We start from the raw sequence: 26,141 nt of genomic DNA on the forward strand, positions 1-26,141 counted from the left end.
TTTGTTTCACGCAACATTGGCCGCAAGACCGCGGCGCAGTTTGCTAGACATCAGCAGACTTCGGTTTGCGCCACATGATCGAGATGCGGCATACTATTTCACGCTGGCAAGCAGGCGTCCGAATGCGGCGTCGAAATCCTCCAGGCTGAAATTCTGCGGGTCGTCATGCCCGTCGCTCAAGCCCTGATCGATTGCCGCATGAAATGCTGGAACCAGGCCACTCTGGGCACGCATGCTCGCCACGAGATAAAGGAGCGCGAGCCGGTCATACTGGGCTTGCGAGAAACCCGGCGTTGGCGCATTGCCGTCGGGCTGGCTCGGGTGTTTCCGGCGCGGCTGGACGTTCTCGATGTGAAGGAACATGCCACGCGCCAGGGTTCCGATCTGCAGTTCCAGCTTGGTTGCGCGCCAGGGCACGCCAAAATCATGGCCGACATAAATCTCGCCCCGGCGGTTGAGGAATATATGCGCCTTGGCGTTCGACGCGCTCTTGAAGCCGTCAAGCCGATTGACCTGGTTGCTTGTATCGATGTCGGCGGGAAACTGCGCCACATTCCCGAAATTCGGCGAACTCGTGTCGTGAATGACAAAATAGCGCGCGAACGGCGCATGCGGATTGTTCGAGTTGCCACGGGATACCGGGGCGTCAAGACTGCCTCCGAGCCCGGCTTCGGTCAGCCCCTGGGCGGAGATTTCATGCTGCAACTTGGCCTTGGAGATATCGACCGGTTTGCCGATGAAGCCGGCAAGATTAGGCGGCAACTGCGCCGGCGCGGCATCTACATTTCCCAGTATTTTCACCTTGCGCAGCAGACAGGATGCCTGTTCGCTGGAATTTCCGGCGAAGGCCATGGTTTCCGTGTCGAATTTGCATTTTCCGAAAATCGCCGCACTCGTCTGGACGGTCGCACCGGCAAGTATGAGAATGCCTAGGGGTAAAAGGTAACGCATCGCAAACTCCTCTCCTGCTTGCGTGGAAACATCACGGGCACATTGCGCCGCCCGTCAGGTTGAGCTTCTCCTTGGCAAAGGCACATAATTTTGAGATGGCGTTCTGTGGCGTGAGATCGGGGCTCCGGCTGCCTGGATAGGCGATGAAAATCACATCATGGCCGAGCCCAAAATTCTTGTAGGGATAAACGTGTCCCGGCCCGACGCAGGCGGTTCCATCACTGTTCCACTTCTTGCAACGGCTTTCGCCGATTGCCTCGAAGACCCTGCTCGATCCCTCGCCGAGCCGCATGAAAGGACCACCGTCCGCGATCAGAACCGGCGTCCACCGGTCCTTGTAGACGACGACGCCCATATCACCTAGCCGCAGCCCGGTCTTGTCCGCAAACATGCGGCCCATCTCGCCGCTCTTGCTGCCGGTTATCTTGGAAAGGCCGGCCGTCGGCATCACGATGAAAGGAATGCGGTCAGGATCGATTTGCGCGGACTGCGCGGAAGAATTAGGTGAACCTGGCCACTTATAGGACGTCTCCTTCAGATCGGTAGCGCCAGGCAGACCGTTCCATGCCGCCCAGGATCCATCAACGTCGAGCGCCATCTTGCTGCGCCAGTAGATCGCGCCGTCCTTGAGACGCAGCAACGCCTTCACATTGCTGGGGTCGCGACTGCACAGATAGTACTGTTTCGATTCCGCGACACCAGGAAGCCTCAGGTTAAAACCGAGAAACTTATCCTTCCTGCTCTGTCCGGCCGCGCCGTCGCAACCGACAAATTCTCCCCGGTAGGACTCGTCGAGCGGCACTGAAGCCGAGAATTCGACTGCCTTCAGGAGGTCGGCGGAGCTTGCTGGCGGTTCGGCAGCGCGAGCGTGAACAGCCAGCGCGGCAATGCCGAGCGTCACTAAAACTCGGGATAATTGAAGCATGTAAAGAGACATAATCTAAGGCTCCTCTTGCTCGGCTTCGGTGCAACGTCAGCGATCCAAGTGCTTCTTCCATTTAATCTTAGAGTGTGCAATTCTGACGACAATAGCAACACCAATGTCTCCGCAGGTTGAAAGTATTTCCTGCGGGGATTCTGCACGAGGGGTGAAAATGCAGTGGTTGTTTCTAATGACCTTGAGAAAGGTCGGGCTTGCTATTCTGATCACCGCGTTTGTCACACGCCTCACGCAGGCAGCGGAAATCGACCCGGCGGCACTCACAACTGAAATGAAAGACCGCTTCGAGAGGCGGATCGATGGTGGCCAGTATATGAGATCATCATGCTCGCCAACGGCGGTTGATGGCTGGTCAGGCGTTGAACTCCTGCGCTGCACTTACAGGGAACTGAACGCCGAGGCGACGGTCACGCTCGCCTTGCCGAGCGCAGAGCAACTGGCACGCTGGACAGTCTCCGCCTGCCGCGATGCTGGGGCAACCGACATGAGTGCCTGCGCGCGCCACATCGAGAAGCGCATCTGGTCGGCTTCGAATGCCCAGTTTCCAGTGCGCGGCTATGTGATCGAACCGCATTCGGTACTCGGGGGCGCGTCGAACGAAGCCTACTGTTTTCTGTTCCGCGACGGCGTGACGGTAAGGACGGCAGCGGTCACGTCACGCGCGCCGCAAGGCGGCAAATGCGCTCCGCAAAGTGCGGAAAATGATCCGATCACGCGCGCCTTCACCTATGCGCGGATTGCGTCGACGACCCGGGCTGAGCTGGCGCTCGCGCCCGGCGCCCCAAGCGAGGCTGACTTGGCGGGCAAGGCTTTCCCCGATGCTGTGCGCAAGGAATTCGTCGCCGCATGGGCTTCCGATCGCAACCGCCTGATTTCCGGCGCTGCCATTGCAGACAAAGCGAAGGGGGAATTCAACTGACCGTATCTCGTGGTTTTCTGTCTAGTTCAACGAGGCGATGGCAGCATTGAGCGCCGTGGCATAGGCGACCCACACGCCGTAGGGCATGAACAGGACCGATGATAGCCGATCGCGTTTCCACGACAGCGCGATGAAGGCAAGGATCAGCAGGAGCAGCGGGATGATGATCATCAACCCCAGGTTCGGGGATTTTAGGCCGAAGAAAGCCGGCGACCAGGCGAAATTCAACACGAGCTGGGCGATCCAGGTGGTCATGACGGGTGAACGCCTGCTGCGCGCATAGGTCCGCGCGCCTGCAATACCAACAAGGATGTAAAGGACGGTCCAGGCCGGGCCGAACAGCCAGTTCGGCGGCGTAAACCAGGGCTTGGCGAGCGACTGGTACCATTCATCCGGCAGATTGATGAGACCGATGAGAAGCCCGCCGCCGAGCGTGAGCAGAATGAAAACGAGATAATGATCAAACCGGTGCAACGGAACCCCCGCGTAAGTGACGATTGAAGTGGCGTCCGCGGGCGCGCCGTCAAGAGCGGCCTCTTCCCGGCTCGATCAGGCGTCTCGCCAGTAGCGTTTCGGCGCACGGCCGAAGACGCGCTTGAAGGCATTGCCGAAGGCGCTTTCGGAGGAATAGCCGAGGCTGGCGGCAAGGCCTGCCACCGTTGCCTCCTTGCGGCGCAGCGCCTCGCGGGCGCGGTGCATGCGCCAGCGGGTGACATAATCGAGGGGCGCAACACCGACCAGATCGCGGAAGCGCTGCGCAAAGGCGGAGCGCGACATGCCGGTGCGGCTTGCGAGCTCACCCACCGTCCAGCGATAGCCAGGCTCGTTGTGGATCAGGCTGATCGCCTTGCCTATGCCGGGATTGCCGAGCGCGCCGATCCAGCCGGCATTGTCTGCGCCGGCGCGGGCGACATGGGCGCGCAGCGCCTGCACCAGCAGGATATCGCCCATCCGCCGTGTCATAAGCGTCGAGCCTATTGCGCCGACTCCGAGTTCGTCGTTAAGGGTCGCAAGTGTAGCGCGCAGAACGGCGGCAGCGCGGTCGCTCGAGGGTATATGGATGAAGGGTGGCAGCGCATCGAGCAGCAGTTGCGCATTGCCGCCGGATATGACGAGACTGCCACCGATCAGGACCGTCTCGTCGCCGCCATGCCGGGCAATATTGGAATGGTCCCAATCGAAGAACGCGATACCGTCTTCCGGCTCGCTCGCCAGATCATTGGCGATCACATAGGCGGGCGCATTGGCAAGCAGGAACGTATCGCCCGCTTCAAGCGCAAAGGGCTGCTCGCCCGGCAGGATGATCCAGCAGCCGCCCCTGATGACCGCGACGAATTTCAGCGCCGGCTTCGGCGGAAAGCGGAAGGCCCATTGCCCGCCCACCTCGAAACGAGTGCAGCGGGCGCTCTCGATATCAACAAGCGAAAACACATCGGACAGGGGATCGATCATGAATTCCGGACGATCTCGACGAAATGACAGAGCATAGAGCATAGATTCTCCAGCCTTCCGCTGCAATCCTTGAGGTCACCATCAAGGAGAAAGACGATGTCACCGATCAAGGACAAGGTCATTGCCATTACCGGCGCCAGCAGCGGCATCGGCGAAGCGACCGCCCTCATCCTGGCCGAGCGCGGCGCCAGGATCGCGCTCGGCGCCCGGCGCAGCGAGAAGTTGGAGGCGTTGGCTCAGCGCATCACCAAGGCCGGCGGCGAGGCCATCTACCGCGTCACCGACGTCAAGAAGCGCGCGGATCTCGAAGCGCTCGTGGCGCTTGCCTGCGACACCTACGGAAAGCTCGATGTGCTGATCAACAATGCCGGCATCGGGCCGATTTCACCAATGGATGAATTGCGCGTCGAGGATTGGGAGGAGATGATCGACGTCAATATCAAGGGGCCGCTCTATGGCATTGCCGCCGCCCTGCCCGTCTTCCGCCGCCAGGGTTTCGGCCATGTCGTCAACACGCTCTCAACGGCGGGCATCACCATCAAGCCGACCATGGCCGTCTATGCCGGCACCAAGAATGCCATGCGCACCATTGCCGAAGGCCTGCGGCAGGAGGCCGGCCCGCATCTGCGCGTCACCAATGTATCGCCGGGCATCATCAGAACCAATTTCGCCGACTCCATGACCAGCCCGGCCGTGAAAGCCGGGATCACGAAAAGCATGGAGGAAATGGCGATCACGCCGGATGCAATCGGCCGCGCCATCGCCTTTGCCATCGAGCAGCCTGACGATGTCGATGTCGGCGATATCGTCATCCGGCCGACCGCGCAGGCGTGAACACGGCATGAAGCGGACCAGCCGATCGCCGGTCCGCTTTGCCCAATGCGGCCGTTCATCAGGCCTTGTCGAGAACACTCCAGTCAAAACCCTTCGCCCAGTCGGCATAGCTGTGCCAGGCGACATCGGGGAAATCGCGGCGCAGTGCCGCGATATCGGCGGAATAGCCGGTGCGGTCGAACCATTCGAACATCAGCGCCGCATCCTCGCTCTGCTGGCGCATCGCCGCAATCGGCAGTTCCTGGAAACGGATCGGCCGGCCGAGCGCCTCGGTGAGGATCTTCGCCTGCTCCTCGCCCGAGAGTTCGTCGCCGGCAATATCGAAACGTTTTCCGAAGACCTGCTCGCGCCGTTCCGCAAGGGCGGCGACGAAATGGCCGATATCGTCGATGGCGATCTGCTGCAGCTTGCGGGCCGGCGGCAGGGCCGCGGCATAGACGCCCTGTTTCAGGCCGCCGATCGACCAGGGGGCGACGGTATTTTCCATGAAGGCGACGGGCGCGCTGATCGTATAGGGAATGCCGAGTCCGGCGATGTGCTGCTCGACCAGATACTTGCTGTCGAAATGCGGAATGCCCGTCTTCCTGTCAGCATCGCCGACCGAGCCGTAGATGAGATGGCCGATACCGGCCTCCTTGGCCGCATCGGCAGCGGCAATGCCCTGGCGGGTTTCCGCCTCGACGCCGGCCTCATAGCTGTTGCCCATCAGGTACATCGTATCGACGCCCCTGGCAGCCTTGACGATCGACGCCTTGTCGTCGAGATCGCCTACGACAACCTCGATGCCGGATGCGGCAAGCCGCTTGGCGCTATCGCCGTCCGGCCGGCGCGTCAGCCCCTTGACGTGATGGCCGCGTGCGGCGAGCGCGCGGGCGACGGCGCCGCCTTGCTGGCCGGTTGCGCCCGATACGAGAATGCTTCTGCTGTTGCTCATGTCTCTGCTCCTTCTTTTGCCGATGGCAGTTGCTGATGGAGCAGATTTAGGATTGCTGCATTGGTTCATAATGGCCTAAAAATGCCAAACATCGTCCCATTGAGAGCAACAATGATCGATCTCAACGATATCGTGATCTTCTCCCGCGTCATCGAAACCGGCAGCTTCACCGCAGCCGCGCGGCTGCTCGGCATGCCCAAGACGACGGTCAGCCGCCGGGTTGCGGCCCTCGAGCGCGACCTCGGTGTGCGCCTCCTGCAGCGCACGACCCGCAGCCTAGGCCTGACGGAGGCCGGGCGGCTCTATTATGAGGAGGCAAGCGAGGCACTGAGGAAGATTGAAGGCGCCAATAGCAGGCTCGCCGAAGCGCAGGCCGAGCCCTCGGGCACGATCCGTATTTCGGCTCCCGTCGGCTTCAGCGGCCATTTCCTGCAGGAGGCGACTTTCGAATTCATGGCGACCCATCCGAAGGCCAAGGTCGAGCTGCGGCTGACCGACGAGCGGCTGAACCTCGTCGACAATGGCATAGACCTCGCCTTCCGCACCGGATCGCTGGAGGATTCCACCCTGATCGCCCGCAAGCTCGGCCCTACCTATCGCCTGCTCTGCGCCAGCCCCGCCTATCTCGCCCGCGCAGGTCGGCCCTCCACACCTGATGATCTCGCAAGCCATGACTGCGTCATCGCCGGGCCATCGGCCGCCCATGCGCAATGGGTGCTGGAAGGCTTGGCTGGACCGGAAACGGTCTCCGTATCAGGACGCTTCGCTGCCAATGAAATGCAGGCAGTGATGGAGGCGGCCATTGCCGGCTACGGCATCGCGCAGCTGCCTTACGGCGTCGCCTTCGCCTGCATCGCAGACGGGCGGCTGCAGCGCGTGCTCGACGACTACACGACCGCATCGGGCGGCCTCTATGTCGTCTATCCCAGCAGCAAGCACCTCTCGCCGCTGGTGCGCGCCTTCATCGCGCTCGCGGAAAAGCGGCTGCATGCGGCCGATGCGCGAAACGTCCTGCCAGATAGCGCATAGGGGCAGCGCGCTTCAGCCTGAATGGTTGCCAAAGCCGCCCGATAGGCGGAAGCTCGTTTTTTGTGATTGGGGGAATGCGGCACATGACGATATCAGCCATATCAGGGCATCCGCCAAAATCCGGCAGCGCGAGCATCTGCCGCGGCTGCTGGGACCAGATGCATATGCCGATCCCGATCCGCGGCCCGCTTTCGCTGCCCTTCCGCGCGTTTGGCATTACGCGCAGCAAGATGAACCCCGATATCTGCACGATCTGCGAGCGCTCCTTCCAATATGTGAAGAAGCAGCGCCACATCACTGCAGGCGCCACCATCCTCTTTGCCGATATCAGAGGTTACACCGGCCTTTCGCAGCGCATCGGCGCAATCGACCTCAGCCGCATCGTCAGCCTGTTTCATGATCGCGCCGCACAGGCGATCTGGGAAAATGACGGCATCGTCAACAAGCAGATGGGCGACGGGCTGATGGCGATCTTCAACTTCCCGATCACCCGCAAGGACCATGCCGCAGCTGCCATCAGGGCCGCGCTGGAGATCCAGCGCTCCTGCACGGAAGCGCTCGCCGAGCTCGACACCGGCTACACCCTCGGCATCGGCGTCGGCATTCACACGGGCGATGTGCAGATCGGCGAATTCTCCAGCTTCCGCAGCGATTTCACCGCAATCGGCGGCGTCGTCAACCAGGCCGCCCGGCTGGAATCGCAGGCGGCACCCGGCGAAATCCTCGTGTCGCTGGAGACGACGCTGCAAGCGCCCGAACTGATGGGCGGTACGGAAGCACGGTCACTGTCGCTGAAGGGCATAGAGCAGCCGGTGGAGGCGCGGGTTTTGCGGGTGGATTGAGCCGAAATCCCATATTTCCCAGGCTTTTCAGCGCTGTGGCTCCAGCCCCTTTCGCCGCCCTGTCATTCCATAAAAACAAAAGCGCTTGCATTTAAATCCGAACGTTCGTATTTTTATCCACGAAAACCGGGAACCCTATCTGTGACGCGAACGCGCAAGATCACCACTGACGATATTCTGGACGCTGCCGAGCGCGTCGTCGTGCGCGCCGGTGCGACGGGGCTTTCAATCGATGCGGTGGCGAAGGAAGCCGGCGTCAGCAAGTCGCGTGTCGTCTATGACCACAAGACCAAGAGCGCGCTTCTGGAAGCGCTGGTCGATCGCCGCGTCGGCGCCGATATCGCCCATATGGAAGAATGCGTGAAGGCGAGTTCGGATACCCCTCACCCTGAGCTTTACGGCCGCATCGCGGCTGCCGACAAGACGCTTGATGATACCGACCGCGCCGTGGCGATGGCGATCAGCGCCTCCATGTCGAGCGAGGAAAATCTGCAGCAGATCATCCGCAAATGGGTGGTAGCCGATCTGGCGGCGATGGCCGCCGGGCCGAAGCCGCGGGCAGCCCTGATGGCCTATCTGGCGCTGACCGGCTTTTACTGTACCGAACTCTTCGATTTCCACCGCTGGAGCGGTGCGGAACGGCAGGAGCTGCTCGAGGATATCCGCAAGGTCTACACGACCTTCCTCGAGCCGCCTGAAACGAAGACTTGAAAAACTCGAAACCACAATAACTTAAGCAATTCCAGGAAAAGTGTGAAACGGTTTTCCGTCCGGAATTGCGTGAAAATGAAGAAACCAAAGCAATAACCTAGCAAGCCGCCGGGGCGGCCAAAAGGGGATATATCCATGCTGCGCAATACCAGACTGCCGCGCCTGAAAGCGATGATGGCAGCCACGACCCTTCTCGTACTGGCCGCCGGGCACACATTCGCTCAAGAGGGCGGAATGCAGATGCCGCCGGCGGCTGTCGGCGTGGTCGAGATGAAGAGCCATGCCGTGCCTGTGGTCAACGAACTGCCGGGCCGCATTGCCGCCACCCGCGTTTCGGAAGTGCGCGCCCGCGTCTCCGGCATCCTGCAGGAGCGCGTCTTCGAACAGGGCACCTTCGTCAAGCAGGGCGACGTACTCTACCGCATCGATCCGCGCCTCTTCCGCGTGCGGGTTGCCTCTGCTGAAGCCACATTGCAGCGCGCCAAGGCGACACAGCAGAATGCCCGCCTGCAGCTGGAGCGCCAGCAGAACCTGAAGGAGCGCAATATCGCGACCGGCATCGATTACGATACGGCAGCCGTCGCCGTGGCCCAGGCCGATGCCGATGTGGCGAGTGCCGAAGCCGGCCTCGATGAAGCCAAGATCAATCTCGATTACACCGAAGTCCGCGCGCCGATTTCAGGCATCATCGGCGGCGCGCTAGTCACCGAGGGCGCGCTCGTGACCGCCGACGGCACCTCCAATCTGGCGCTCATCCAGCAGGTCGACCCTGTCTATGCCGACTTCACCCAGTCGGCGCAGGATCTCCTGAACCTCAAGCGGGCCGTGGCCGACGGCAAGCTCGCCAGCACCGCACCCGGCGAAGCCCGCGTCGAACTCGTCTTCGACGATGGCAGCCTCTATGCCGAGCCCGGCCGGCTGCTGTTCGCCAGCGCCAATGTCGACCCCAACACCGGACAGGTGACACTGCGCGCCGAATTTCCCAACAAGAACGGCGATCTCCTGCCCGGCATGTATGTGCGTGTGCGCATCGAGCAAGCCGTGCGCCAGGATGCGCTGACCGTGCCGCAGCGGGCCGTCACGCGCAACGAGGCCGGCCAGGCGCAGGTCTATGTGCTCGCCGAAGGCAATAAGGCGGAGCTTCGCCCCGTCACGCTCGGCCAGGTTCTCGGCTCCGAATGGGTCGTCGAATCCGGCCTGAAGAGCGGCGAAACCGTCATCGCCGATGGCGTCCAGAAAGTGCAGCCCGGCGCAACGGTCGCGCCCGAACCCTGGAAGCCGGATGCGGCAGCGGCAGCCTCGGCGCCCGCTCCGGCTAAGGCGGAGTAAGAACTCATGGCACAATTCTTCATTCGCAGGCCGATCCTGGCCTGGGTCTTCGCGCTGTTCATCTCGATTGCCGGCATCATTGCGATCCCCTTCCTGCCGGTCTCGCAATATCCGAAGGTCGCCCCGCCGCAGCTTTCGATCTCCACTTCCTATCCGGGCGCTTCCCCGCAGGAGATCTATCAGGGCGTCACGCGCCAGATCGAGGATGAGCTGAACGGCGTCGAAGGCCTGATGTATTTCGAATCGACCTCCGACAATTCCGGCTCGGTCAGCATCAACGCCACCTTCCGCGCCGGCACCGATATAGACCAGGCCTCCGTCGACGTGCAGAACGCCATTCGCCGCGTCGAAGCCCGCCTGCCCGCCACCGTTCGCTCGCAGGGCATTAACGTCGAAGAGGCAAGCTCCGGCTTCCTGATGTTCATCGCGCTGACCTCGACCGATGGCACGCGCGATGAAGTGGCGCTCGGCGATTACATCACCCGCAATATCATCGGCGAGCTGCGCCGCATCGATGGTGTCGGCCGCGCCCAGCTCTTTGCCGCCCAGCGCGCCCTGCGTGTCTGGATCGACCCGGACAAGATGGTCGGCCTGAACCTCACGACCGATGACATCAACGCCGCCATCACCGCCCAGAATGCCCAGGTGGCCGCCGGCCAGATCGGCGCCGCGCCGAACCCGGTCACCCAGGACCTGACGGCAACAGTGCTCATGCAGGGGCAATTGCAGACGCCGCAGCAATTCGGCGAGATCATCCTGCGCGCCAATCCCGATGGCTCCACCGTGCGCCTGAAGGACGTCGCCCGCGTCGAACAGGGTGCGGAATCCTATAACTTTACCAGCCGCCTGAACGGCCAGCCGAGTGCCGCAATCGCCATCCAGCTCTCGTCGACCGGTAATGCCGTTGCCGTCTCCAACGCCGTCAACGAGAAGATGAAGGAGCTTTCGCGCTTCTTCCCCTCAGGCATCGAATATTCCGTTCCCTACGATACCAGCCCCTTCGTCTCGGCCTCGATCGAAAAGGTCATCCACACGCTGGTCGAGGCCGTCGCCCTCGTCTTCGTGGTGATGTTCATCTTCCTGCAGAATTTCCGCTACACGGTCATCCCGACACTCGTCGTGCCGGTGGCTCTGCTTGGAACCTGCGCGGTCATGTATGCGACCGGCTTTTCCATCAACGTGCTCACCATGTTCGCGATGGTCTTGGCGATCGGCATTCTCGTCGATGACGCGATCGTCGTCGTTGAAAATGTCGAGCGCATCATGGCCGAGGAAGGGCTCTCGCCAAAGGCAGCCGCGCAGAAGGCGATGAGCCAGATCACCGGCGCCATCCTCGGCATCACGCTGGTCCTCTCCTGCGTCTTCATTCCCATGGCCTTCTTCCCGGGATCAACAGGTATCATCTACCGCCAGTTCTCGCTGACCATGGTCGTCTCGATCCTGTTTTCGGCCTTCCTGGCGTTGTCGCTCACACCGGCGCTCTGCGCTACCTTCCTGAAGCCCATCAAGCAGGGCCATCACCACAAGCGCGGCATCGGCGGCTGGTTCAACCGCAATTTCGAGCGCATCACGTCAGGCTACTCGAAGACAGTCACCGGCATGGCGCGCCGCGCCGGGCGCATGATGATCGTCTACCTCGCCCTCGTCATCGGCCTCGGCTACCTCTTCATCAACCTGCCGACGGCCTTCGTGCCGGATGAAGACCAGGGCTTCATGATCGTCGATATCCAGGGCCCGCCGGAAGCGAGCGCCAACCGCACGATCGAATCCATCAAGCAGGTGGAAAAGATCTTCCGCTCCGAATCCGCCGTCGAAAATATCGTGGCGATCCAGGGCTTCTCCTTCTCGGGTAACGGCGCCAATGCCGCCCTCGCCTTCGTCACCCTGAAAGACTGGGCAGACCGCGGCCCCGGCAACACCGTGCAGGAAATCGCCAACCGCGTGAACGGCCAGCTCTTCGCGCTGAAGGACGCCACCACCTTCGCGCTCTCGCCGCCGCCGATCGAAGGCTTCGGCGCCACCGGCGGCTTCTCCTTCCGCCTGCAGGACCGCGGCGGCAAGGGCCAGACGGCACTTGTCGAGGCCGCCGGCCAGCTGATGCAGATGGCGGGCAAGAGCCCTGTCCTGACCGGCATGCGCGTCGAAGGCATGCCTGACGCAGCCCAGGTGCTGATGGTGATCGACCGCGAAAAGGCCAACACCTTCGGCATCTCCTTCGCCGATATCAACAACGCGATCACCGCCAATCTCGGATCGTCCTACATCAACGACTATCCGAATACCGGCCGCATGCAGCGCGTCATCGTCCAGGCGGATGATCGCGCCCGCCTGCAGATCGACGACGTGATGAAGATCAACGTGCGCAATGCGAGCGGCGGCATGGTGCCGCTCTCCTCTTTCGCCATCGCCCAATGGCAGAAGGGCGCACCGCAGATCGTCGGCTATAACGGCTATCCGACTGTGCGCATCTCCGGCGCGCCCGCCCCCGGCCAGTCCTCAGGTGCGGCAATTGCCGAAATGGAGCGCCTCGCCTCGCAGCTTCCCGAGGGTTTCGGCTTTGAATGGTCCGGCCAGTCGGCGGAGGAAATCACCTCCGGCAGCCAGGCCCCGATCCTCTTCAGTCTGTCGATCCTCTTCGTCTTCCTGCTTCTGGCAGGTCTCTACGAAAGCTGGTCGATCCCGCTTGCGGTCATGCTGGTGGTGCCGCTCGGCGTCATCGGCTCGGTCGCGGCGGTGATGCTGCGCGATATGCCCAACGACATCTATTTCAAGGTGGGCCTCATCGCCATCATCGGCCTCTCGGCCAAGAACGCCATCCTGATCGTCGAATTCGCCAAGGATTATTACGCCGAAGGCAAGTCGCTGCTGGATTCGGCGATAGAAGCCGCCCGCGTCCGCTTCCGGCCGATCATCATGACCTCGCTCGCCTTCACCCTCGGCGTCGTGCCGCTGGCGATCGCGACAGGGCCGAGCGCCGCCAGCCAGAACGCCATCGGCACCGGCGTGCTGGGCGGCATGATCTCCGCCACCGTGCTCGCCATCTTCTTCGTCCCGGCCTTCTTCGTCTTCGTGCTGAAGCTGATGCGCACGAGGCGGCCGGTCGCTGAGGAGCAACCGCCAGCCGCACCCGAGACACCACCAACCGCCCCGGCCATCCACTCCTGACCTACGACCGGTGCGTCATGCCTCCCGGGCTCTACCCAGAGCCCGGGAGTTTTTTGTTTTTTGGATGGGGGCGAAACCTAATTGCCTGACGATTGGGAATTGAAGGGCGTGCCGTGTTGCACCACATCCGCCCAGCCGGTCATCCGCCGCATGTGGAAGATTGGACCAAAGACGGCATCGTCAACAAGCAGATGGACGAGGCGCGGGTGTTGCGGGTGGCGTGATCGGCCAGCTCCCCGGCTCTGCCGCACCCCAATGGCATCGACCTGAAAATCGGAACCAATCTTCGGGAAGCCCGAAGCGCTGATTCAAGCACGCCCTAGCGGATAATCTGCATATATTTGTCCGGCTGCTTCAGCGCATGAAAGCCGAGCTTGGCATAGAGCTCATGCGCATCGCTCGTCGCCAGCATCCAGCCTTTCACCGTTGCCAGATCCGGATGGTTGATGGCGCTTTCCGCAAGCCATTTCCCAAGTCCCTTGCCGCGATGGGCGCTGAGCACGAAGACATCGCGCAGATAGGCAAAGAGCGAACCATCGGTGACGACCCGAGCAAAACCCGCCTGCGCCCCATCAGGCCCGTAAAGACCGAAAGGCATGGACCCGGCAATCGCCTTTTCCACCAGATCGCGCGAAACGCCCGGCGACCAATAGGCCTCCTCGGCCAGGAAGCGGCCGATCATATCCATATCGAGCCGGTCGCGATCCGTACTCACCGTATATCCATCCCGGCTCCACTCGAAGGCCCGGGTCTCATTTTCTAGAAGGCGCATGGTGTGATCCTGTCTGCCGGCGCGGCGTTCTTCGCTATTGGTATGTCAGGCATCGGCGCGGCGATAGGTATTAGATGTTGCGTCCACGGGGATGCGCCCGGCAGCCTTATTGGCGTCCGAATTTAAGCACTGAAATGCTCTGATAGGTAACGCCAGTGGGCTCGGCCTCAATCGAGTACGAAACAGTTTGCGTTATGATCCGGTTCTGGATCAGATGCGTGATGAAACTTGCTGGTCGCAGGAATTCTCTGGCGTCTTTGATCTCAACGAAATTTCTGCACGTAGTATCCAGATAGCCCCCAAAGGCATATTGCACTTTGTAGTTGCCGTCCGAGATTCCGTAAATCCCAGATGTCTGATTGCCTCGAACAAAAATGGCAGCCGCGACTGCTCCTGTCGCCGCATTCCTCACCTTGACGATCACATCTTCGCTGGATTCATTGACGATCTTCAGCACGTGCCCGACCGCCGGCCCCAAGCTGTACTCGCCCAGCAATCGCCCGTTAGGGATGGAATTGCGACAGATGGGAACGGTCAATGCTCTCACCCCGGTTTCAAAACCGAGTTGATTTGCCACCTCACGGATCCTTATCCAATTGTCAGCGACGAGTATCGCAAATAGGACAGCCACACAAAATCCGGGAAGTGAAAAGGCCATGATCATATGCACAGCCGCATATATGATTGAAAGACGCCAGGGATCTTTCAATCGCGCCTGCCTGGGATCGGCCCCGGCTTTCTCCAGCCGTGCCGCCAAGTCCGCCGCCTCCTTGCCAATATACCTGTCGACGCCGCCGCTGGACAGGTGCGCCAGCGCATAGGCGAGTTGCAGATTGCCCCGCGACAGGAAGGCACGCGCATTGTGCCATATCAGCCGCTGATCGACGACTGGCTCGTGCTTTCCACCGTACCCGTTCGCCAGTATCGAACGGACGACATTGAAGAGGCTATGCCGGCCCCACCAGCCGATAAGCACGGTTATGATGGACGACTTCCACCCCTCCCAGCGCGCGCATCGGGCACAGAATATGCCTTCTATGGGGTGGCGCATGTGGCCGAGGATATAGCCGTATACACGGAAGAAGGTGAGAGACCTGGGCTGAGCGGTGACCAGCGAGAGCAGCAAATCGGCTCAATTTCCGGGGCCTTCTCTTGCGGCTTGGAGGCCTGCTGCCGAGCGGCCGTCTGTGCGGATCGGTCATATTCGGCCCTGCGAGAGGAATCGCTGAGGATGTCATAGGCCTCGGAAATTCGATGAAATCTCTCAGCCGATCGAATGCCCGACGTATCAGGATGCGTTTCCTTGGCTAACTTCCTGAAGGCACTTCTGATTTCGTCTGCCGTTGCGGACGGCTGCACACCCAAGACCTTGTACAGGCCTTGCGGATCATTCTCGTTCATCATCCCCTCAATGGCATCCCATCGCGACGCGTACATAAAGCGAACATCCGATGAAAAGCAACTATTCCTTGTATAGAAGCGCATTTAACGGCAGGATTGCAGGTTCCATTGCCTAAACATTAGGCGGAACGACTTCCATCGTTCTAGCCGACCAACATGTTCGAAGACCGAGTGTCCATGGGAGGCATGAGCGGAATAATAATCGGAGCCGCAGTCCTCATCAGCTTATGCCACCAACCAAGGGCGGTGCGGGGCATCGCTTGATGGCTCCGTGCAAGGGGTAGAAGTCGGCAAACCCGCTCCCAGAGCCTTTCCGGTCAGTCAGTCTTCACTTGTCGACTCAATCCTCAGCCGTTGGCGCCGCTTCGTCCCGCTCCGGGCTGAAGAAGTTCAGGCAGAGCCTAAATACGATGACAATGAACATCACGAGCCCAAACACACCGAAAAGAACGCCAAAATAAATCTCCAGCGGAAGATCGTGAAGCCCCCAGAAATTCTCCTGAGCCCGGCATTTTGCCCCGCTGTAAGCGTTGCCATAAGCGAGTTTGGCGCAATAGTTCGATGTTATGGGCCAAAGGTAGAAAAGCACGTTAATGACAAGCGGAAATGCAAGGCTAGCCAATAGTCCCTTGATTGGCGCCACGTCCGATACCAACTTTTGAGGCTTCCCTTCCGGCTTCCGAGCAACCCACGATAGCCAGCACAAGAGGAAGACGACGCCGGTGCAAACCACTTGCCCCGTCAGCAAAATCGTCATGTGGTCGACAGACGGTCGCCAAAGATGAACCGCGAAGGCCGCAACGCCCGACACCAGTCCCAAGGCGGAAATAACGAAGACAAAGGAAAAACCTTCGCGTCTGACAAAAGCGATGAACACGCCATAAGCCGCAGCGATCGTAAGGCCCAGGGGAACAGGCCCGATCGTCCATGGCAAGGAGACCTCAATCATTGTGTCCCGTTTGTATGCCCGCAATCGCCACCCACGACGATGACCTCCACCACAGTAAATTGGCCCACAAAACGGGCGCGGCGCCTCTCTTGTCAGTACGTCATCGTCAGCAGTTCAGGAAAATTGTAGTAACGCAACCGCTTGTCGTGGCAGCGGTAGTCGTCCTCTGTGGAGTCGATGATCCTATCATTTTTCAGGGCGATCCCGAGATACGACCAGCCGGGGACCGCACGCTCCATCGTGCGCACGCAATAGGCATAGATCTTCTCGTTCGGTCTGAGGAGAACCACGCTTGAAATCTCGGCCTTGAGGAAATCCCCCGCCTTGATCCGTCCGCGCAGAATATCAATGTTCATGTGCCGCAATGCGCTCGACGGAGGACGCTGAGAATCCGCAACGGATTGCGGTGCCGGAGTTTTTTGGCAGCCCGCCAGTGTCATTACCGCGGTACAGAGAAGTACGGTCGTCCTCATTCAGCTTAGTCCCCCAAACACGCAATGCACGAAACAGACAATACTTCATGCAAACTTTACGAGAACAATATCCAGAACACACGTCATTGCAACATTCCCCTTGTGTTGAGCCAGATCCGCGATCTCCGAAAGCAGAGGCCCATCTTCGGCTCTGATCCGCGCATCCAGCCTTGCGATCTGCTGGGCGCCGTTGCCGTCGTCAAACCGTTGAAGCGCAGATGTGAGCTGTGCCGAATTCATGGCGAATGTAGCGGCCGGCAACGCAACGACCGCACAGAAAGCGGCCAGGAATTTATAGAGAGACATTCAAAATACCTGCTGATGCATTTTGATATCGGCGCTATCGACTGTCTCCTCGCGCTAAAATTCAGCGGCCGTCGGTCAATCGATCATCGTGGAAAGCTCCAGTCCCTGTCGGTTACTATCCGCATCGACCTGACTTGTGCCGGAGATAGAGAAAAGCACGATGACATCCTCCCTTGCAGACGGCCGCACGGCTCTTACGCTCCCATATATCGGACCATCTGAAGTTTGCGTCTGACCAGTTGCAACGGCGGAAGCTTCTCCGCGAAACTTCATTGAAACCACCGACGGCGCAGATATTCCCGCGCCTGTCAGTGTGCCACGGGCAATTTGCGCCAACCCGGCGTCACTATCGACTTTTACGGCACCCTTGATGCTCGCAAGGGTCAGGAAATTCTGACCATCCAGATTCACGGAATAGGACGCCACTTTAGCTGCAGCCCCATTGTCAGCGGCCAGATCCTGCTGCTCATAGACGAATGGCAACAATGACATCACGCGCAACCCGGCTTCCTTGAGCTGCCATTCTTGCGGTTTGCCGCTCCATGTCGGATTTGCCAGCAATTGTATCCGGAAAAACGATGCATCGATGCCGGTCTTGACCTGCTGGATCAACTCCGGGGTGATAAACACATTCGTATCCCCCGATGAATAGGACGTTCTCTCGGCAGCGGCCTGAAGAATCGTATCTGCATTTTGCAGACGGGGGATGCTGGCGGCCCGCACGGCCGGGTTCGGGTTATTTTCAATCTTCTTTCTAGCCGAGACAAACCCATCGGTTTTCACGACTGCCCGCGCCGCATAGCTCCGTTCAACGGATGCCCAAGCCTCCCTCTGGAAATCGAGACCATCCAGTATCATCGGGCCAATCGTGGCGGAAATATCCTGCTCCATGCCGGGATAGTAATCCGGGCTCGCTTTCACCGCCCCCCAAAATTCCGCGTGCAACTTCTCGGTCAGATAGCCATCTACGGCCGCCGCCGTCTTGAATATGGCCTGCTGACGTTGCGAAAAATCCTCCGCATCGACCGGCGCGGTGAACAGGCTAAAGCCAACAAACACAAGTGCAAAAATTCTAAACATCAAATCCCCCAAATGCTGATCTGGTGCTTAGCACCAGAGAGGAATAGGTCAAGCTTTTCCACAGCGCTGGGTTGCGAAGTTCAGACAAGAAATAGAGGCGCCGTGCCGTTGGCGATCGCGACCGGCCCGAGTGCGGCAAGCCAGAACGCCATCGCCACCGGCCTGCTGGGCGACATGATCTCCGCGACAGTGCTCGCCATCTTCGTACCGGCCTTCTTCGTCTGCGTGCTGAAGCTGATGCGCACGAAACGCCCTGTCCTCGACGAGGAAACCCCGCAGCAAGAAACCCCGCCAACCGCCCCGGCCACCCACCCCTGACCCGGTGACCGGTGCGCTACCTCCCGGCCTTCGAAAGAGCCCGGGAGTTTTTGTTTTTTGGTGGGTGAAAACGAGCACGACACAACAGCGATGCCCCAGCAATAGACGCCCCCGCCACCCGGTCCTATATCTGCTGTCAGCCTCTCACCGCCCGAAACCGCAGCAACCAGGGAAGCCGATGCCATCCACCTTCATCGCCAAGGGCGCCGACGCCTATGAAGCCAGCATGGGCCGTTGGAGCCGCAAGCTCGCAGACCCCTTCCTCGCCTTCGCCGGCGTGCCCTCGCACGGCCGCGTCCTCGACGCCGGCTGCGGCACCGGCAGCCTGACGCTGGCGCTCGCAGCCCATCCTGACCTGACCACCATCGAAGCCCTGGATTTCGAGGAAAACTTCGTCGCGGCCCTCAGCGCCCGCACGAATGACCCGAGGATATCGGCCCGCCAGGGCGACGTCTGCGCCCTGCCCTATGACGACAAGAGCTTCGACGCCGTCTATTCCCTGCTCGTCCTGCATTTCGTCTCGGACGCCGACAAGGCCATCACCGAAATGCGCCGCGTCCTCAAGCCGGGCGCCACCGCTGCCGCCGCCGTCTGGTCCCATGACGGCATGCCGAGCTGGCGCCTCTTCTGGAACACGATCCGCGCCGTCGAACCCGAAGCCGAAGGCAACGGCATTCCATCAGGCCCGCGGCCGATGACGGCAGAGGGTGAATTGCGGGCGCTGTTTGAAAGCGCAGGCTTTGCCGATGTCACCGAGACAAGGCTGACGATCACGATGAACTACGCCGATTTCGACGATTTCTACCTGCCGAAAGTCTATGGACAGGGACGGTTTTCGGCCTTCTTCGAGGCATTGCCGGAGGCAAGACGCGAGCGGCTGCGGGAGGCGCTGAAGGCAGCCTATCTCGATGACAGGTCAGAGGATGGGCCGCGCGGGTTCGAGAGCGTGGCCTGGGCGGTGCGAGGCAGCGCGTAAGAAGAGCTTAGCGCCGCCTGCCCGTATTGGTGGCTGAACCCGGCTCCGTCAGTATGTCATGTTCCGCAGTTCAGGAAAATCATAGTAACGTAGCCGCTTGTCGCGGCAGCGGTAGTCATTCTTGGAGACACCCATGATCATGTTCTGTTTTAACGTAAGGTCGAAATAAGACCAGTTCGGGTAGGCATGTTCCGCCGTCCGCGTGCAATAAGCGTAGATCTGCTTTTCAGGATCGAGCAGTACCACGCTCGAAATCTCGGCCTTCTCGAAAATCCCCGGTTTGATGGTTCCGCGCAGGGCGTCCACATACTCGCGTTTAACCGAGTTGGGCGGAGGACGCTGCGAATCCAAAACAGATTGTGGTGCCGGAGTCTGGCAGCCGGCCAGTGTTATCGCGGCGGCACAGAGAAGTAGAGTCGTCCTCATTCAGTTCAATCTCCCAGAAGGTAGAGTAAAGGCGTACAATATTTCCTACAAATATTACGAGAATAATATCCGCAATACACGGCCATCCACAGCCGATGCCGCACACCCGCGACATCGACTTTGTGAGAGGGTTCGGAATACGGTTGAACCTCACCAAGCCTGCTGCGTCGGCATCACAAACACCTCGGCAATATCCATATGCCGCGGCGACTGCAGCGCAAACAGCACCGTCTCGGCAATGTCCTCGGCCTTCAGAAACTCCATTTGCGTCTTCAGATCATCCATCTGCTGGCGCGCCGCCGGGTCCGAGATCTGGTCGTAGAGCTCGGTCTCGACAGCACCCGGCTGCACGCAGGTCACCCGGATATTGTGCTTCTTCGAAAGCTCGATGCGCATGCCGTCAGACAGCGCCGTGATCGCATGTTTCGTCGCGCAATAGACCGACAGGCCCGCAAAGACCTTGCGGCCGGCAATCGACGAGGTATTGACGATATGGCCGGATTTCCGGCCGATCATGTGCGGCAGCACGGCGGCGGTCGTGTTGAGCACGCCCTTGATATTGACGTCCACCATCCGGTGCCACTCATCCGTCTTCAGCATGTCGATATCGGAAAGCGGCATGAGGCCGGCATTGTTGAAGAGGATATCGACCGTGCCGAATGCCTCGACGAGCTTTGCAACACCCGCAGTGACGGAGGCGTTGTCGACGACATCCATCTCCAGTGCGATGGCCTGACCGCCGGCTTTCTCGATCTCGGAGACCAGCTGCGCCAGCCGATCGGCACGGCGTGCGGCAAGGCCGACCTTCGCGCCATTGGCGGCAAGCTTCAGCGCCGTGGCAGCGCCGATGCCGCTGGATGCACCCGTGATGAGAGCGACTTTTCCCTGGATTGACATTGTTTCATTCCCTTTCGTTGCCGTCGCTGCGACGGTCGGTTGCGATGGGAACAAACTAGAAAATCCGGCGCCCGCTTTCGCTCGGCCGCTTGCTGCAACTATCGGGGATTTGCTGCGAACAAGAGCAATTTCAGCAAAAGTGCGCAGCGGTTTTGCGCCCGGAAATGCGCAGGACAAAAGCGCTACCCGCGATATTCACGCGGGCTGACACCGACCGCCCGCCGGAACACCTGCGCGAAATGGCTGGGGCTGGAATAGCCGAGATCGAGCGCGATCTGGATGATGCTCTTATCCGTCTCACGCAGCAGCCGGCGCGCCTCGGCCATCTTCAGCTGAATGAAATAATCCGATGGCGACGTGCCGGTCGATTGCTTGAAGACGCGGGAAAAATGAAAGGCGCTGAGCTCGGCCTCGGCCGCCAGGCTTTCGAGATTGAAAGCCTGATCGAGCCCCTCCTCCATCATCCGCACCACCTTCTGCAGCTTGAAGGCCGGCAGCGCCCCGCGCCGGGCGGGCAAGGTGCTATCCCGCCTGCCATACTGCCGCACGAGATGGACGGCGAGCGCCTGCGCAATGCCCTGCACGACCATTTCGCTGGGCGCGGCCGCGCCCGTCAACTCTTTCAGGATCATCCCCATCAGCCCCGAAATCGCCTCGTCCCGCTCCCCCGAAACATCCGCCAGCCGAAACCCCTCGCCGCCCTCAGTGCCGAAAACCTCAGATATCGCCTGCTGGTAGATCGGCAGCCCGAGATAGAGATGCATGACGCAAAGCGGCTCGCCCTCGCTCGTCTCCCACCGCATCTCATAGGGCGTCTCACTCTGCGTCAGATAAAAATCCCCCGCCGAGACCTCCACCGACATCCACTCCCCGCCGATATCGCGCTCCTCGATGCGAGCGGAACCGGAGACGATCCAGACTACCAGAGGCTCGGCGACGGCGGGCACGAGGAGATTGGTTTCCAGCGGTTGATGGGAGAGCAGATGGACGGAAATGGTGCTCCACGCCGGGCCGTGGCTCCGGGCGAGAAGGCGGGCGTGGATACGCTGGCTCAGTGCTTCGGGGGTGGATTTATCGGGCATGGTGAATGGTGGTGAGCTAACCGGGAGTTAGCGGCAGAAGCCACTAAAGAACTAGTACTTCATCGTCCTCGAACCAACCTTGGCTGACTACATGATTTTTCACTGATTGGGGATCAGCCGAATAAGCCACAAGACATAGAGAGTGTTCCGCTCGGCTGCATGTCACATAAAATAGTCGCCGTGTGTTAGCAGTGATTGCGTCATCTTCAGAGCCAGCGGTAAACAGCTTGTCATATTTGAACGAAAACCCACCAGCTTCGCTGTCATCCATGACCACCATCACACGTGGAAACTCCAGTCCCTTAACACCTTGATGGGTATCAAACTGTGCTAATCCTTGGACATACTTCTGATACAGCCAAATCTGGCTAAAAGGCGCAGCAAGGAAACTTGCGACAGCAACATCGCGTTGAGACCGCTCTTCCGGCAAGCCTTCCTCCCAATCCAATGCAGTTTCGTCAATCTCGGCGAATTGAGCTCCAGCGAGAGCTGGCCGCAACACATCCGGAATACTGAAGAGACGACTCTTGTTGATCTCTTGAAGGACTGTAAGAAAAGTTGGAGCGGAACCACTTGCAAATAGCTTGAACAGAGATTCCACGGCGTTCTGCAGTTTCTTTAAATGAGCTTTCTGATCGTTAGCTTCTCTCAGAGTTTCAGGAGACAAAAGCGGAGAGAATTTGTTGAGAACCCTCATGATAGCAAACTTGTCATCTCTAGCTTCGATCAGGGGAGCGACGCTCGTCGCAAAGAATGCAACACATGGCAAGTTTCCATCACGAAGGCCAGTTCGGAACGGGTCGAAGGCGTAAAGCGGCGAAAACATCTCCAAGAACCCCAGACGCTTTGCTGCCATTTTGTGCTCCAAGATTAGGCACTTTGTCTGATCAGGCGCTCCCCACTTCTGATCCCCCGTAATCGTCGCCATTTTCTTCGCAATATCCAATTCAGCGGAAGGCTTGCCCTCCATGCTGGAAGGCATGATGAACATGCGAATAGTGCCTTCGGTTGCGGTGCTTTTGGGGACCTGTTTTTGGTTGTCAGTGGCCTCCCGAATTTTATTTAGCAGGGTAATGATGCGCTTGGGGCAGCGAAAATTCAGCTTCTTCACGGGTGTGGCCCAGTCTGGCGGCAGATTGCTACCTAAGTTAGCCACACCGTCTGGATAAATGCGCTGCATCATGTCGCCAAACAATCCTAAAGCGACCGCGCCCCGATTTTGGGCCTGGAACGCAAACATGGCCTCTACGATATTCTTGTTGGTATCCTGACTCTCGTCGATCAGAATAAAAGGATAGCCATCTCGCACAACGCGCTGGAGAACCTTCTTGTCGCGCAAAAAAGCTCCACTCATTTTCAGCACGTCCGAATGGTTGAGAGAGCCTTTGCCTCGGTTTTCACCATCGGGATTGTAAACAAATGAACTCACTGCATCGAGTTGGGCAAGACGACGAGACTTTGCTTCAATATCAGCCAGCCTTTCGGCCGACGCTTTTGTACCTTTCCTTCCCTTGTTTTCCTTTTGCCGCAGGTCGGCAATATCGCTAGTCAGATTCTCTCTCAACCACTCTCGAATATCGTGATTGAAGCCGCGAATAATCGACCACGCAAACGCGTGAATTGTTGACACCTCGAACAAAGGATCAAATTGCGTTCGGCTTATAATTTCGTCGCGCGCTTTTTTTGTATAGGTAACAACAGCAACGTGTTTGTCGTGAAGCCTCAGCTCTTCTCCAGAGGTTTTGCCAATGTGCTTCAACGCTTCAACAAGCGAACGGGTCTTCCCAGAGCCAGCACCTGCAAAAAGAAAAAAGCTACGGGGTTTTCTGAGATTTAGACAAGCCGCGATCTCGTCATCGACGTGCTTGTCTATTTCATCAACATTTCCGACGGTATCGATCATCTCGCTTCACCGCCCTTAGGAGCGTGTATTTCCTCCGACACTCGGAGTTGCGAGATAAACCATTTCAGCCCACTGGAGATATAATTTGGTACCTCCAATTTATCCAGGTCATCGCTATACAAAAGGTCCAATGCAAACGCCGCTTTTTCGGCACTTCCGATCGCCTCGCGAACTCTCTTTATCAAGTCTGGAATATCAACGGCTTGCTCAAGTGACTTCTTATAAATCGCTCCAAGACCGGTTCCGCTATAGTCAGAGAAAAATTTGGTATTTTTGAAGAAGATCGCATCTTCAAAGGTGTAGGATATTGCTTCAGCCTTCTCGTCCTTGAAAGAGATCTGTACCGGTGTTTGATAGGCGGAGCGTACAGCAAAATCGTTGGGATATAATTTGATCTTCAGGTCTTCGTCCAAGTCAATCAACTTATCGAGGCTTTTCTCTGCCGGGACCCATGCTCTCAACGTTTCGTTTCTAGCTTCTTGGCTCGCATTTCGTCGAGGCGAGACGGCATGGCCCGTGGATGCATCTTTTGCGTCCAAATCCGTAATCACGAGAGTAGTTAAGCCCAACACCTCGACGAGTTGCTTGAGACGATGAGCGTGACTACCGCCTATTTCCAACCAGGAAATATAGCATCGTTTCAAGTACTCGAATTCGGTCCTCGACTCGACGAAGTGTGGAACTAAAATTCGCTCCGCCGATCCCTCGATCAGCACCGCGCCATCGGCGAAAAACAGGTCGCAATGTGTTGCTTTGAGATAACGTGTTACAAATCTCCCAGTCTGATCGCCTTCTCCGAATACGCTCTTTAAGTTTACCACTCGCGCCGTCGGCACTTCTTTTTTCCGCGACGCCGCGACGCGCCGAAAGTAGCGCAGAGATCCAAAGTCGCTAGAGTGAGCGATGTGGCTTGAATGAGTGCTTACGATCAGTTGGGATTTTAGTCTGCTGCAATCTTTTAGAGCTCTATGATTTCTCAGCACATCATAGGCATGCTTCATAAATACTTGTTGGACTTGAGCATGAAGGTGCGCCTCGGGCTCCTCTATCAGAACTAGGTGGAGAGGTGCTGTGAACGATGTTGCACTTGGCGGCGCCAAGCCGGCCTTACCAACCTTCATCCAACCGTCCCGAAAACTCATGAGAGCAAACACCATGGATACCAAGTTTTGGTATCCCAATCCGTTAGAATCCTCGGGCAATCGCTGAGGACCGTTAGTCGTCGCCGATGGAACATGATATTGGACGGCGGATGAGTGATTTAAGCCATCCTGCAGTCGGATATTGGTCGCGATAGTTAGCTTTGGGTCTGTGATACCGGGATAGCCTAGATGCTCCAGCTCTTTAAGAGCGCCCGAAAAACAGCTGGTTAAACGTTCATCGAAGGCGTTGCGTGCATTACTGAGCGCTTGAAGGGCCTTAAGGTCGTCAACCTCGGGCACGTCAGTTGGATCCAAATGTTTGTCGTAGTAACTTCTCAGCTGAGCCGAGAGCTTCCTACCTCCACGTGACTCTACCGAATCTGAGCCATCCTCCCTTCCGATACGACTTGCAACTTGTTGCCCAAGACCCCGTTGCGCATTTATCTCATTCACTCGGATGAGCCCGTCTAGTGGATTTTCTCCTAGCGGTTCAGCGCCTTCATCTAGGATTTGTGGCGACGCAATACCATCGGCCGGATCTGTAAGTTTTGTAGGATCAAGAAGGTACGCTTTTACTTTGAAAAACCTTTGTAGCCGGCGTTCGAGGAAATCCACGAGGCTACTTGGCCAAAGTTCAACTTCGACCTTTTCTCCTTTTTCGGATGCTAACTTTATGGTTTCGGCGTTCTTCGCTCGCAGGCGGCAATATTCGCTTTGGATGGCTTGGATATCTACAGGCTCAAATATCAAGCGTACGCCAAGCAGCCCATCCTCCCAATCGAGGGTCGGTATTAAAGGCCTTACGTAGTGCATCTCTCCGTCGTCCACATCCAACCACACATCCAGGTGAGGCAGCAGTTCGGAGAAACGAGGCGTCGGCTTTGGAACGTGGGCGTCCGATGTGGCAAGGGGATCTGCACCCGTTTCTATCGCGCTCCAAACCGGGGCAACAGCCACGGGAAGTGCGTCAGTGACGACGATCTCCGCCGTCAGATTTTGTGCCGATGGATCAGTTTGGTAAGGGCTATCAAGCCCGGCCTGCCACGCATCACCGAAGGCATTCAATTTATTCCAGTTTGAAAGTGTGAAGTCGGTAATGACAAATTCACGCGGCTCCACCAAAAAACGCCTTAAGGCAGTCATTGCAGATGTTTTGCCGCTGTGATTCGCTCCTACGAATACCGTTTTTTCCTGAGATAGGTCGATCCGGACCGCTTCCAATTTACGAAAATTGCCCAATTCAATCTGACTTATAAGCATGACCCCTCCAGTTTGGCACTGAATCTAGGATCAATTTTGATTCCAATCAA

General features: G+C 58.7%; 24 protein-coding genes and 1 pseudogene. 9 read left to right on the forward strand and 16 right to left on the reverse strand.

Annotated features, from left to right (window positions below; all coding sequences use genetic code 11):
- Positions 1-93: 93 nt before the first annotated feature.
- A complete protein-coding gene (locus J2X71_RS29830) occupies positions 94-951 on the reverse strand; it encodes a hypothetical protein (RefSeq protein WP_310387956.1) in 858 nt (285 codons plus the stop codon).
- A gap of 31 nt (positions 952-982) precedes the next feature.
- Complete coding sequence (locus J2X71_RS29835; RefSeq protein WP_310387958.1) at positions 983-1,888, reverse strand: hypothetical protein; 906 nt, start codon at positions 1,886-1,888, stop codon at positions 983-985.
- A gap of 103 nt (positions 1,889-1,991) precedes the next feature.
- Here J2X71_RS29835 and J2X71_RS29840 point away from each other — a divergent pair, with 103 nt between their 5' ends.
- Complete coding sequence (locus tag J2X71_RS29840; RefSeq protein ID WP_310387960.1) at positions 1,992-2,810, forward strand: hypothetical protein; 819 nt, start codon at positions 1,992-1,994, stop codon at positions 2,808-2,810.
- Between the two features lie 21 nt (positions 2,811-2,831).
- On the opposite strand, the gene J2X71_RS29845 is transcribed toward J2X71_RS29840, so the two are convergent.
- Together J2X71_RS29845 and J2X71_RS29850 are read right to left on the reverse strand one after the other, a co-directional pair.
- Positions 2,832-3,284 (reverse strand): TspO/MBR family protein, encoded by a 453-nt coding sequence (locus tag J2X71_RS29845; RefSeq protein WP_310387962.1) that lies wholly within the window; start codon positions 3,282-3,284, stop codon positions 2,832-2,834.
- Positions 3,285-3,359: 75 nt separating this feature from the next.
- Positions 3,360-4,262, reverse strand: a complete 903-nt coding sequence (locus tag J2X71_RS29850; RefSeq protein WP_310388027.1) for an AraC family transcriptional regulator — start codon at positions 4,260-4,262, stop codon at positions 3,360-3,362.
- A 96-nt stretch (positions 4,263-4,358) separates the two neighbouring features.
- On the opposite strand from J2X71_RS29850, the gene J2X71_RS29855 reads away from it, so the two are divergent.
- On the forward strand, positions 4,359-5,096 hold the full coding sequence (locus J2X71_RS29855; protein WP_310387964.1) for an SDR family oxidoreductase: 738 nt from the start codon (positions 4,359-4,361) through the stop codon (positions 5,094-5,096).
- Positions 5,097-5,154: 58 nt separating this feature from the next.
- Here J2X71_RS29855 and J2X71_RS29860 read toward each other — a convergent pair whose 3' ends face one another.
- Positions 5,155-6,030, reverse strand: coding sequence for an NmrA/HSCARG family protein (locus tag J2X71_RS29860; protein ID WP_310387965.1), 876 nt, complete (start codon positions 6,028-6,030; stop codon positions 5,155-5,157).
- A gap of 111 nt (positions 6,031-6,141) precedes the next feature.
- On the opposite strand from J2X71_RS29860, the gene J2X71_RS29865 reads away from it, so the two are divergent.
- From J2X71_RS29865 to J2X71_RS29885, 5 genes are all read left to right on the forward strand, one after another.
- The gene (locus J2X71_RS29865; protein ID WP_310387967.1) at positions 6,142-7,059 is read left to right on the forward strand and encodes a LysR family transcriptional regulator; all 918 of its coding nucleotides are present in this window, start codon (positions 6,142-6,144) and stop codon (positions 7,057-7,059) included.
- A 74-nt stretch (positions 7,060-7,133) separates the two neighbouring features.
- Positions 7,134-7,901, forward strand: coding sequence for an adenylate/guanylate cyclase domain-containing protein (locus tag J2X71_RS29870; protein ID WP_310387970.1), 768 nt, complete (start codon positions 7,134-7,136; stop codon positions 7,899-7,901).
- A gap of 141 nt (positions 7,902-8,042) precedes the next feature.
- Complete coding sequence (locus J2X71_RS29875; protein WP_113323583.1) at positions 8,043-8,612, forward strand: TetR/AcrR family transcriptional regulator; 570 nt, start codon at positions 8,043-8,045, stop codon at positions 8,610-8,612.
- A 135-nt stretch (positions 8,613-8,747) separates the two neighbouring features.
- Entirely contained in the window at positions 8,748-9,941 is a 1,194-nt protein-coding gene (locus J2X71_RS29880; RefSeq protein WP_405049770.1) for an efflux RND transporter periplasmic adaptor subunit, read from the forward strand.
- 6 nt (positions 9,942-9,947) lie between these two features.
- Positions 9,948-13,106, forward strand: coding sequence for an efflux RND transporter permease subunit (locus tag J2X71_RS29885; RefSeq protein WP_310387971.1), 3,159 nt, complete (start codon positions 9,948-9,950; stop codon positions 13,104-13,106).
- 319 nt (positions 13,107-13,425) lie between these two features.
- Here J2X71_RS29885 and J2X71_RS29890 read toward each other — a convergent pair whose 3' ends face one another.
- From J2X71_RS29890 to J2X71_RS29915, 6 genes are all read right to left on the reverse strand, one after another.
- Positions 13,426-13,878: a GNAT family N-acetyltransferase gene (locus tag J2X71_RS29890; RefSeq protein ID WP_310387973.1), complete on the reverse strand. Its 453-nt coding sequence runs from the start codon at positions 13,876-13,878 to the stop codon at positions 13,426-13,428.
- Between the two features lie 106 nt (positions 13,879-13,984).
- Positions 13,985-15,004, reverse strand: a complete 1,020-nt coding sequence (locus J2X71_RS29895) for a hypothetical protein (RefSeq protein WP_310387975.1) — start codon at positions 15,002-15,004, stop codon at positions 13,985-13,987.
- The gene (locus tag J2X71_RS29900; protein WP_310387977.1) at positions 14,914-15,363 is read right to left on the reverse strand and encodes a J domain-containing protein; all 450 of its coding nucleotides are present in this window, start codon (positions 15,361-15,363) and stop codon (positions 14,914-14,916) included. Before J2X71_RS29900 ends, J2X71_RS29895 begins: the two co-directional genes overlap by 91 nt.
- A 256-nt stretch (positions 15,364-15,619) precedes the next feature.
- Complete coding sequence (locus tag J2X71_RS29905) at positions 15,620-16,228, reverse strand: hypothetical protein (RefSeq protein WP_310387978.1); 609 nt, start codon at positions 16,226-16,228, stop codon at positions 15,620-15,622.
- 92 nt (positions 16,229-16,320) lie between these two features.
- Positions 16,321-16,701, reverse strand: coding sequence for a hypothetical protein (locus tag J2X71_RS29910; protein ID WP_310387980.1), 381 nt, complete (start codon positions 16,699-16,701; stop codon positions 16,321-16,323).
- Positions 16,702-17,082: 381 nt separating this feature from the next.
- Positions 17,083-18,087 (reverse strand): hypothetical protein, encoded by a 1,005-nt coding sequence (locus J2X71_RS29915; RefSeq protein WP_007818444.1) that lies wholly within the window; start codon positions 18,085-18,087, stop codon positions 17,083-17,085.
- Between the two features lie 96 nt (positions 18,088-18,183).
- Here J2X71_RS29915 and J2X71_RS29920 point away from each other — a divergent pair.
- Both J2X71_RS29920 and J2X71_RS29925 read left to right on the forward strand, forming a co-directional pair.
- Positions 18,184-18,405 (forward strand): annotated as a pseudogene (locus tag J2X71_RS29920) (efflux RND transporter permease subunit); the annotation flags it as partial.
- 178 nt (positions 18,406-18,583) lie between these two features.
- Complete coding sequence (locus J2X71_RS29925; protein WP_310387983.1) at positions 18,584-19,381, forward strand: methyltransferase domain-containing protein; 798 nt, start codon at positions 18,584-18,586, stop codon at positions 19,379-19,381.
- Positions 19,382-19,429: 48 nt separating this feature from the next.
- Here J2X71_RS29925 and J2X71_RS29930 read toward each other — a convergent pair whose 3' ends face one another.
- The 5 genes from J2X71_RS29930 to J2X71_RS29950 all read right to left on the reverse strand — a co-directional run bounded on the left by J2X71_RS29930 (position 19,430) and on the right by J2X71_RS29950 (position 26,091).
- Positions 19,430-19,807, reverse strand: coding sequence for a hypothetical protein (locus tag J2X71_RS29930; protein ID WP_310387985.1), 378 nt, complete (start codon positions 19,805-19,807; stop codon positions 19,430-19,432).
- Positions 19,808-19,957: 150 nt separating this feature from the next.
- The gene (locus J2X71_RS29935; RefSeq protein ID WP_310387987.1) at positions 19,958-20,704 is read right to left on the reverse strand and encodes an SDR family oxidoreductase; all 747 of its coding nucleotides are present in this window, start codon (positions 20,702-20,704) and stop codon (positions 19,958-19,960) included.
- Positions 20,705-20,886: 182 nt separating this feature from the next.
- Positions 20,887-21,786, reverse strand: coding sequence for a helix-turn-helix domain-containing protein (locus J2X71_RS29940; protein ID WP_310387988.1), 900 nt, complete (start codon positions 21,784-21,786; stop codon positions 20,887-20,889).
- A 43-nt stretch (positions 21,787-21,829) separates the two neighbouring features.
- Entirely contained in the window at positions 21,830-23,689 is a 1,860-nt protein-coding gene (locus J2X71_RS29945) for a UvrD-helicase domain-containing protein (RefSeq protein ID WP_310387990.1), read from the reverse strand.
- The gene (locus J2X71_RS29950; RefSeq protein ID WP_310387992.1) at positions 23,686-26,091 is read right to left on the reverse strand and encodes an AAA family ATPase; all 2,406 of its coding nucleotides are present in this window, start codon (positions 26,089-26,091) and stop codon (positions 23,686-23,688) included. Before J2X71_RS29950 ends, J2X71_RS29945 begins: the two co-directional genes overlap by 4 nt.
- Between the last annotated feature and the right edge of the window lie 50 nt (positions 26,092-26,141).

This window comes from Rhizobium sp. 1399 (assembly GCF_031455475.1).
Taxonomy (GTDB): Bacteria; Pseudomonadota; Alphaproteobacteria; order Rhizobiales; family Rhizobiaceae; genus Rhizobium.

What these genes read in the sequence shown, in the direction of transcription:
- J2X71_RS29945 (WP_310387990.1), bottom strand. Translation starts at nt 23,689, where the DNA reads ATGATCGATACCGTCGGAAATGTTGATGAAATAGACAAGCACGTCGAT.
- J2X71_RS29935 (WP_310387987.1), bottom strand. Translation starts at nt 20,704, where the DNA reads ATGTCAATCCAGGGAAAAGTCGCTCTCATCACGGGTGCATCCAGCGGC.
- J2X71_RS29870 (WP_310387970.1), top strand. Translation starts at nt 7,134, where the DNA reads ATGCGGCACATGACGATATCAGCCATATCAGGGCATCCGCCAAAATCC.
- J2X71_RS29880 (WP_405049770.1), top strand. Translation starts at nt 8,748, where the DNA reads ATGCTGCGCAATACCAGACTGCCGCGCCTGAAAGCGATGATGGCAGCC.
- J2X71_RS29915 (WP_007818444.1), bottom strand. Translation starts at nt 18,087, where the DNA reads ATGTTTAGAATTTTTGCACTTGTGTTTGTTGGCTTTAGCCTGTTCACC.
- J2X71_RS29910 (WP_310387980.1), bottom strand. Translation starts at nt 16,701, where the DNA reads ATGAGGACGACCGTACTTCTCTGTACCGCGGTAATGACACTGGCGGGC.
- J2X71_RS29840 (WP_310387960.1), top strand. Translation starts at nt 1,992, where the DNA reads ATGTCTCCGCAGGTTGAAAGTATTTCCTGCGGGGATTCTGCACGAGGG.
- J2X71_RS29860 (WP_310387965.1), bottom strand. Translation starts at nt 6,030, where the DNA reads ATGAGCAACAGCAGAAGCATTCTCGTATCGGGCGCAACCGGCCAGCAA.
- J2X71_RS29850 (WP_310388027.1), bottom strand. Translation starts at nt 4,262, where the DNA reads ATGATCGATCCCCTGTCCGATGTGTTTTCGCTTGTTGATATCGAGAGC.
- J2X71_RS29890 (WP_310387973.1), bottom strand. Translation starts at nt 13,878, where the DNA reads ATGCGCCTTCTAGAAAATGAGACCCGGGCCTTCGAGTGGAGCCGGGAT.
- J2X71_RS29930 (WP_310387985.1), bottom strand. Translation starts at nt 19,807, where the DNA reads ATGAGGACGACTCTACTTCTCTGTGCCGCCGCGATAACACTGGCCGGC.
- J2X71_RS29865 (WP_310387967.1), top strand. Translation starts at nt 6,142, where the DNA reads ATGATCGATCTCAACGATATCGTGATCTTCTCCCGCGTCATCGAAACC.
- J2X71_RS29830 (WP_310387956.1), bottom strand. Translation starts at nt 951, where the DNA reads ATGCGTTACCTTTTACCCCTAGGCATTCTCATACTTGCCGGTGCGACC.
- J2X71_RS29940 (WP_310387988.1), bottom strand. Translation starts at nt 21,786, where the DNA reads ATGCCCGATAAATCCACCCCCGAAGCACTGAGCCAGCGTATCCACGCC.
- J2X71_RS29950 (WP_310387992.1), bottom strand. Translation starts at nt 26,091, where the DNA reads ATGCTTATAAGTCAGATTGAATTGGGCAATTTTCGTAAATTGGAAGCG.
- J2X71_RS29855 (WP_310387964.1), top strand. Translation starts at nt 4,359, where the DNA reads ATGTCACCGATCAAGGACAAGGTCATTGCCATTACCGGCGCCAGCAGC.
- J2X71_RS29885 (WP_310387971.1), top strand. Translation starts at nt 9,948, where the DNA reads ATGGCACAATTCTTCATTCGCAGGCCGATCCTGGCCTGGGTCTTCGCG.
- J2X71_RS29835 (WP_310387958.1), bottom strand. Translation starts at nt 1,888, where the DNA reads ATGTCTCTTTACATGCTTCAATTATCCCGAGTTTTAGTGACGCTCGGC.
- J2X71_RS29925 (WP_310387983.1), top strand. Translation starts at nt 18,584, where the DNA reads ATGCCATCCACCTTCATCGCCAAGGGCGCCGACGCCTATGAAGCCAGC.
- J2X71_RS29905 (WP_310387978.1), bottom strand. Translation starts at nt 16,228, where the DNA reads ATGATTGAGGTCTCCTTGCCATGGACGATCGGGCCTGTTCCCCTGGGC.
- J2X71_RS29900 (WP_310387977.1), bottom strand. Translation starts at nt 15,363, where the DNA reads ATGCGCTTCTATACAAGGAATAGTTGCTTTTCATCGGATGTTCGCTTT.